Consider the following 6,309-nt stretch of genomic DNA (forward strand, 5'->3'; position numbering starts at 1 on the left):
CCGCACCACCAGTAACCAACAGTGAGACAGTGGCGACTCTCCGCCACTGCGAGTTGCCGCCTTTACCAAGCCTTCCAATAGCCCCGCTACATCGACATCCTGGTTTACAGAGCCGGACGGAATCCGGACGGATCAACGGCCGAAACTCTCCCCATGAAAGGTCGATGTCATGCTGTCTGCCCTCATTCTCACCCTCACTACCACCGCCATCAACGTCTTCCCGGCGGCCGACATCACGATCTGGTGGCCGTGACGATGCACGTCAAAACCGTCACGGCTCGACAGATTCAACCAGTGCTGGGCGGCGCGGCGCACCACCTCACGCTGCTGGCTCCGGCCGCCGCGCTGACCGACGGCTGCCCGGACGTGGCGGCCGCGACCGCGGCCGTCCGGCGCGGCGTACGGGTCCGGGTGCATGTCGGCTCCGACCGTTGCGGCCTGTGCCCGGCGATGGCCGACCTGGCGGTGCTGCCGACCGTCACGGTCCCGTGCCGGATGGCGGTGATCGACGGAAAGATCCTGGTCGCAGCGCAGAATGGCTGGGACTACACGGCCGGTGGGGCGGTGCTAGCGAGCCCCGGACTGGCCTCGATGATCGAGCGGTCGATGTGGCGCGACGCGGTACCGCGGGCCGGCGAGGCGCACCGGTTGCCGTACGCCGAGCAGGCCGTGCTTAGTCAGCTCGCCCTCGGCCTGACGGACGACCTGGCGGCACGCAGCCTGGGTGTCGCGATTCGGTCCTATCGGCGCACCGTCGCGGCCCTGATGCAACGGTTCTCCGCCGACAGCAGATTCCAGGCCGGCTATCGCGCCGCCAAGGCGAATCTGCTTTGAACAGCTCGGTCCAGCTATACGGACTATCGGGGGAACGACAATGGAATTTTCAATTCTGGGTCCGGTGACGGCGCGCAAATGCGGTGCGGAGATTCCGCTGTCGGGATCGAAGATAAACACCGTGCTCTGTGCGCTGCTCGTGGCCCGGGGCAGAGCCCTGTCCTACACACAGCTCAGTGAGTACCTGTGGGGTTGGACGCCACCAGCGACGATGAGCGCGCAGATATACTCCTACGTCTACAAGCTCCGCAAACAGCTGGGCGACGAGGTGAGGCTGGAACGCCAGCACGCCGGGTACACACTCGACACGCTCGATGCGGAGCTCGACGTGGTGGCCTTCGACCGCCGGGTGGAGCAGGGCCGCCGCGCCCTCGCCGTACGCGATTACGGGACCGCCGCCGAGCAGCTGCGCGCCGCCCTGGCACTGTGGCGCGGACCCGCGCTGACCAATGTCACCGAGCACCTGGCCGAGGTCGAGCGGCCGCCGCTCGAGGAGGCCTGGGCCAACGCCACCGAGCAGCGCATCGAGGCGGACCTCGCGCTGCGTCAGGACACCGGGCTGACCCCGGAGCTGACCAGCCTGGTCGGCAAGTACCCGCTGCGCGAGCAGTTCCGTGCGCAGCTGGTACTGGCGCTGTGTCGCAGCGGTCGGCGTGCCGACGCCCTGCTCGCCTTCCACGAGGGCCGCCGGGTGCTCGCCGACCATCTCGGCGTGGATCCGGGACCGATGCTCGTCCGGGCCTATCAGGAGGCGCTGCACGACGAGGAGCCCGAGTACCCGCCGAAGCCGGGCGTCGTCGTTGCCCGGGAGCGCCGACGGCGGGCCAACTCCCCACTGCTACCACCCGACATCGGGCACTTCACCGGACGCCGCGCCGAGCTGGCCACGGTCCGCGGCGCCTGGGCCGCGACCGGCGGTCCCTGGGCCCGAACGGCACCGAGCCGTCTGCTGATCACGGGCGCGGTCGGCACGGGCAAGACCGCCCTGGCCATACGCATCGGGCACACCTCGGCCGAGCAGTTCCCGGACGGGGTTCTCTACGCTCCGCTGACCGAGTGGGACGGCACACCCCGGCCGGTCGCCGACATCCTCACCCAGCTACTGCACGGCATGGGCGAGGAACCGGCCCCCGGCACCGACGTGCGCGACCTCCTGCGTGACTACCGGATCGCGGGGCACGACCGTCGCATACTGGTGATCCTCGACGACGTCGTCGACGAGCGACGCCTGGACGACCTCATTCCAACCAGTCCCATGGCGGCCGCCATGGTCACCAGCCGTCAGTATCTCACCGGCTTCCCGCACCGGCACGTCATGGCACTGGACCCGCTGTCGGAGCGCGACGGGGTGAAGCTGCTGGCCGCGATCGCCGGCGAGTACCGGGTCTACAAGGAGCTCGCCGCCGCGCGGACGGTGGTGCGGCTATGCGACGGTCTGCCGCTGGCCCTGCACATCGCCGGCGCCCGGCTCGCATCCCATCCGCTGTGGACGGTTGAGCAACTGGCCACCCGCCTCGCCGATCCGGCCCGGCGGCTCGACGAGCTCTGCCACGCCCGGCAGACCGTACGCGGCCGGTTGATGACCGTGATGCAGCGGCTGCCCGCACCGGCCCGTGCACTGCTGCCGGCACTGGTCAGCGCGGATCCTGCGGGGTTCACCGCACGGTCCGTAACGTCGGCGGCCACGGCGTTGACCGAGACGGCCGACCGGCTGGAGGAACTGGCCGATCTGCACCTGGTCGCCCCGGCCGCAGTGGACGACGCCGGATTCACCAGGTTCCGGCTGACCGGGCTGAACCGCTTGCTCGCCGCCGAGCTGGCGGCCGGGGAGGACAGAAGTTGAGACACCGGAGGTGGGGGCGGATGGTCCGCCCCCCTTCCGGTGCGCGCGTGACGTCAGTCGGACATCGCCACCAGCGTGCGCCGGTCACCGGTGAACGACCGGCGACCGTGCCCGACCAGCACGTTGTCGATGAGCATCAGGTCGCCGGCCTGCCACGGGACGTCGACCGCGTTCTCCAGGCCACGGTCGCGGATCTGCTCGACGTACCGTCCGGGGATCGGGCTGCCGTCGGCGAACGTGACGTACTGCGGCAGCTCGTCGAGCGGCAGGATGTCGTAGAGCTCGGCCGCCGTCTGGTCGCCCAGCCCGGCCGGATGCCACTGGTCGGCCTGGTTGAACCAGACCTCCGCGCCGGTCACCGAGTGCCGGGTCGTGGCCGGGCGCACCTGGGTGACCCGCAGGCCCTCCGACCGCCACTCGAACTCGGCCTCCGCGTCGGTCAGGAACTTCTCCACCGCGGCCCGGTCGTCGGTCTCGAACGTGTCCTGCCAGCTCTTGCCGAGCCCGTAGCCGTCGTGCAGGTTCTGCACGTAGCGCACCCCGCCGGCGAACGCCTCGCGGACCTCGACGTCGAGCGAGGCCAACCAGAGCTCGCCGTCGACGATCGGCGTCCCGCCGCCGGTGAGCGCCGCGATCTGGCTGTAGAACGCCAGCCGGGCCGGCCAGCGCCGGGCATAGCAGAGCTCGTTGTGCTGGGAGATGGTGAACTCGGCCGGATACTCGGTCGAGGTGTAGACGTTGCCGCGCACCCGGGCACGCGGCGAGTTGCCGTGCACGTAGGGCAGGCGATTGGGCAGCAACCGGTCGAGCACGCCGTCGAGCTCCCCCGGCGTCACCCCGAAGTCGCGGAAGACCAGCGCCTTCTTCTCCACCAGCAGGGTCGACAGACCGTCGGGGCCGAGCTCGTCGAGCCATCCGGCGAGCCGGCGGACACCCGTGTCGGTCGCCCGGATCTCGTACGGCGTCCACGCGGTGGCGATGTCCGTCATGAATTCATCCTTCGTCCCGGCCGCGCCACCCGGCACGGCGCCGACGGGCGCGCCGGTCGGCGCGTCCGTTCCCGGGCCCGCGGCCTCAGGCGGTGACGCGGGCGTTGAGCTTGCCGAGCAGTTCGATGCCGGCCAGAACGGCGTCCGGGCGGACACCGAAGTCGATCAGGCAACCGATCTCGTCGATGCCGAGGCCGGCCACCCGGTCGATCAGCTCGGCGGCGTGGTCCACGCCGCCGAACAAGCCGCCGGTGGAGAAGTAGCGGTCGAAGGCGCGCGCCGAGAGGTACTCGATGTCGGCGGCGTTCAGGTCGGCCAGGTTCACGTCCTTACCGAGGAACGACTTCGCGGTCAGGTTCGCCGAGCTCTTCAGGTAGTTGGTGAACGGGGCCCGGACCACCTCGCGGACCTGGTCGAGGTCGTCGCCGAGCAGGGTGTGCAGCATCAGCACCACGTGCCCGGACCACCCGTGCCGCTCGGTGGCGACCCGGCGGTACTCGGCGATTTTCCCGGCCAGTTCACCGAGGTTCTGCCCGAGCAGATGGGTCAGCAGGCCGGCCCGCATCTCCCCGGCCGCCCGGAACGTCTCGACGCCGCCACCGGAGGTGACCCAGATCGGCAGCTCCGGCTGGACGGCCGGCGGGTACGGCCGCACCTCGACGGCCCGCCCCATACCGTCCACCCCGGTCGCCGTGCCGCCGCGCCACAACCGCCGTACCTCCTCGGCGGTCTGCCTCAACACGGTGCGACGGTTCTCGTAGTTACCCGGCGCGAGCGCGAAGTCGACGGCGTTCCACCCGGAGGCGAAGGCGATGCCGACCCGGCCGCCGGAGAGGTTGTCGACGACCGACCACTCCTCGGCGATGCGCAGGGGGTTGTGCAGGGGCGCGACGACGCTGCCGGCCCGGATGCCGATCCGGTCGGTGATCGTGGCGATGGCCGCGCCGAGCACCGACGGGTTCGGATAGGCGCCGCCGAACGGGTCGAAGTGCCGTTCCGGGGTCCACACCGCGGTGAGGCCGGCCCGGTCGGCGAGCTTGGCGCCCTCGATGAGCAGCTCGTAGCGGCCGCGCGCGCCGGGGGCGGTGCTGTCGTTGGCGAAGTAGAACAGGCTCAGATCCATGGTGGTCCCGTCAGGTCGTGGTTACGAGGTCGCCCGGCACCGGCTCCGGGGCCGGCAGCCGGGTCCGCCGGATCGCCGGGACGGTGAGCGCAGCCGCCGTAACGACGGCCATCCCGGCCGCCGCGATGAGCAGCCCGGTCGCGCCACCGGTCACGTCCAGCAGGTATCCGGCGCCGATCGCGCCGAGCCCGGCGGCGGCAGCTGCGGTGAATCCCGCGGTGGCCCCGACCCGCCCCTGCAGCTCGGCCGGAGTCGCGGTCATCTGGTAGATCGCCGAGGCGACGTTGAAGACGGCGCCGACGAAGCTCATCGCGGCGAACAGCACGCCCAGGCCCACCGGCGTGACGATGAACGCGCTACCCGCCATCAGGGCGCCCCAGGCCGCGAACCCGCCGATCACCACGGCCGGCAGCGGCAGCCGGCTCAGCCACCAGCGCGCGGTGAGCGCCCCGGCCACGCCGCCGCAGCCGCTGATGCCGAAGAGCAGACCGACCGCCGATGCCGGATGGCCCTGCTCCTGGACCAGGACGACCATCAGGGACAGCGAGACGAGCTGGAAGAACACGCCGCTGAGGGACACCAGGACGACGGCGGCGCGCAGGAAGGCGTGGCCTCGCAGCCAGGCGAGGCCGTCGAGCACGTCCCGGCCGACGTGCCGGTCACCGGCGACGGGCGCCGGACGGGTGTCGGCCCGCATCAGCCAGACGTTGGCGAATGCCACCAGGGCACCGACGGCGGCCAGCAGGAACGGGCTCCACCGGGTCCAGGTGAACAGCAGCGTGCCGAGCGGCGCGCCGACCAGCCCGGCCACCCGGCCCCGGGCCTCGTTCTGGCCCATCGCCGAGCCGAGCTGGGACGCCGGCACCACCTGACGCACGGTCACCCGCTCGGCGAGCCCGGAGAAGATCGCCAGGCTGGTGTCGACGAAGACCGCGGCGAGCAGCACGGTGAGGGTGAGCGTGCCGGTCAGCAGGGTGGCGGCCACCGCGCCGAGTGCCAGCGCCCGGCACCCGGCACAGAGGACCATCACCCGGCGGCGGTCCCACCGGTCCACAAGAGCTCCGGCCGGCAACTGGAAGACGACGCTCGGCAGGATAGCCGCCGCGGTCGCGAAACCGGCCGCCGCCGCCGACCCTCCGGAGATCCAGAGCGCCAGCAGGGGATAACAGACCGCGCTCATCCGGGAGCCGAGGAACGAGACCCAGTGGCCCGTCCAGAGCAGGACGAAGTCGCGGTTGCGGTGCAGCGGCACGATCTCGCGGGCAGTCATCACCGGCGCCTCTCTTTCGGTGCCTCGGCTCAGGCGGCGTCGCCGGCCATCTCGCGCACCAGGCTGAGCGGGCGCATGTCGGTCCAGTTCTGCTCGACGTATTCCAGGCACGCGGCGCGGGTGTCCTCGCCGTACACCCGCTCCCAACCGGCCGGCACCTCGGCGAAAGCCGGCCACAGCGAGTGCTGCCCCTCGTCGTTGACCAGGACTAGGTACGGCGCCTCGTCGTTCTCGAACGGGTTCGGCATGG

General features: G+C 71.1%; 6 protein-coding genes. 2 read left to right on the top strand and 4 right to left on the bottom strand.

The genetic code is table 11. From position 1 onward, the window contains the following. The first annotated feature begins 243 nt into the window (after window positions 1-243). Complete coding sequence (locus J7462_RS09350; RefSeq protein WP_219463543.1) at window positions 244-834, top strand: hypothetical protein; 591 nt, start codon at window positions 244-246, stop codon at window positions 832-834. A gap of 64 nt (window positions 835-898) precedes the next feature. Further along, window positions 899-2,677, top strand: a complete 1,779-nt coding sequence (locus J7462_RS09355; protein WP_219463545.1) for an AfsR/SARP family transcriptional regulator — start codon at window positions 899-901, stop codon at window positions 2,675-2,677. Window positions 2,678-2,730: 53 nt separating this feature from the next. Here J7462_RS09355 and J7462_RS09360 read toward each other — a convergent pair whose 3' ends face one another. The 4 genes from J7462_RS09360 to J7462_RS09375 all read right to left on the bottom strand — a co-directional run bounded on the left by J7462_RS09360 (window position 2,731) and on the right by J7462_RS09375 (window position 6,307). Then, window positions 2,731-3,666 carry a TauD/TfdA family dioxygenase gene (locus tag J7462_RS09360; protein WP_219463548.1) on the bottom strand — a complete coding sequence of 312 codons (936 nt, stop codon included), beginning with the start codon at window positions 3,664-3,666 and terminating at the stop codon, window positions 2,731-2,733. An 85-nt stretch (window positions 3,667-3,751) separates the two neighbouring features. Beyond that, the gene (locus tag J7462_RS09365) at window positions 3,752-4,789 is read right to left on the bottom strand and encodes a MupA/Atu3671 family FMN-dependent luciferase-like monooxygenase (RefSeq protein WP_219463550.1); all 1,038 of its coding nucleotides are present in this window, start codon (window positions 4,787-4,789) and stop codon (window positions 3,752-3,754) included. Window positions 4,790-4,799: 10 nt separating this feature from the next. After that, window positions 4,800-6,059 carry an MFS transporter gene (locus J7462_RS09370; RefSeq protein ID WP_219463553.1) on the bottom strand — a complete coding sequence of 420 codons (1,260 nt, stop codon included), beginning with the start codon at window positions 6,057-6,059 and terminating at the stop codon, window positions 4,800-4,802. A gap of 29 nt (window positions 6,060-6,088) precedes the next feature. After that, a complete protein-coding gene (locus J7462_RS09375) occupies window positions 6,089-6,307 on the bottom strand; it encodes an MbtH family protein (RefSeq protein WP_219463556.1) in 219 nt (72 codons plus the stop codon). Window positions 6,308-6,309: the final 2 nt, after the last annotated feature.

Origin of the sequence: Micromonospora sp. RL09-050-HVF-A, from assembly GCF_019374995.1 — a bacterium.
Classification (GTDB): Bacteria; Actinomycetota; Actinomycetes; order Mycobacteriales; family Micromonosporaceae; genus Micromonospora; species Micromonospora antibiotica.

Coding starts and splice junctions, on each gene's coding strand:
- J7462_RS09365 (WP_219463550.1), bottom strand. CDS start 4,789: ATGGATCTGAGCCTGTTCTACTTCGCCAACGACAGCACCGCCCCCGGC.
- J7462_RS09375 (WP_219463556.1), bottom strand. CDS start 6,307: ATGCCGAACCCGTTCGAGAACGACGAGGCGCCGTACCTAGTCCTGGTC.
- J7462_RS09360 (WP_219463548.1), bottom strand. CDS start 3,666: ATGACGGACATCGCCACCGCGTGGACGCCGTACGAGATCCGGGCGACC.
- J7462_RS09370 (WP_219463553.1), bottom strand. CDS start 6,059: ATGACTGCCCGCGAGATCGTGCCGCTGCACCGCAACCGCGACTTCGTC.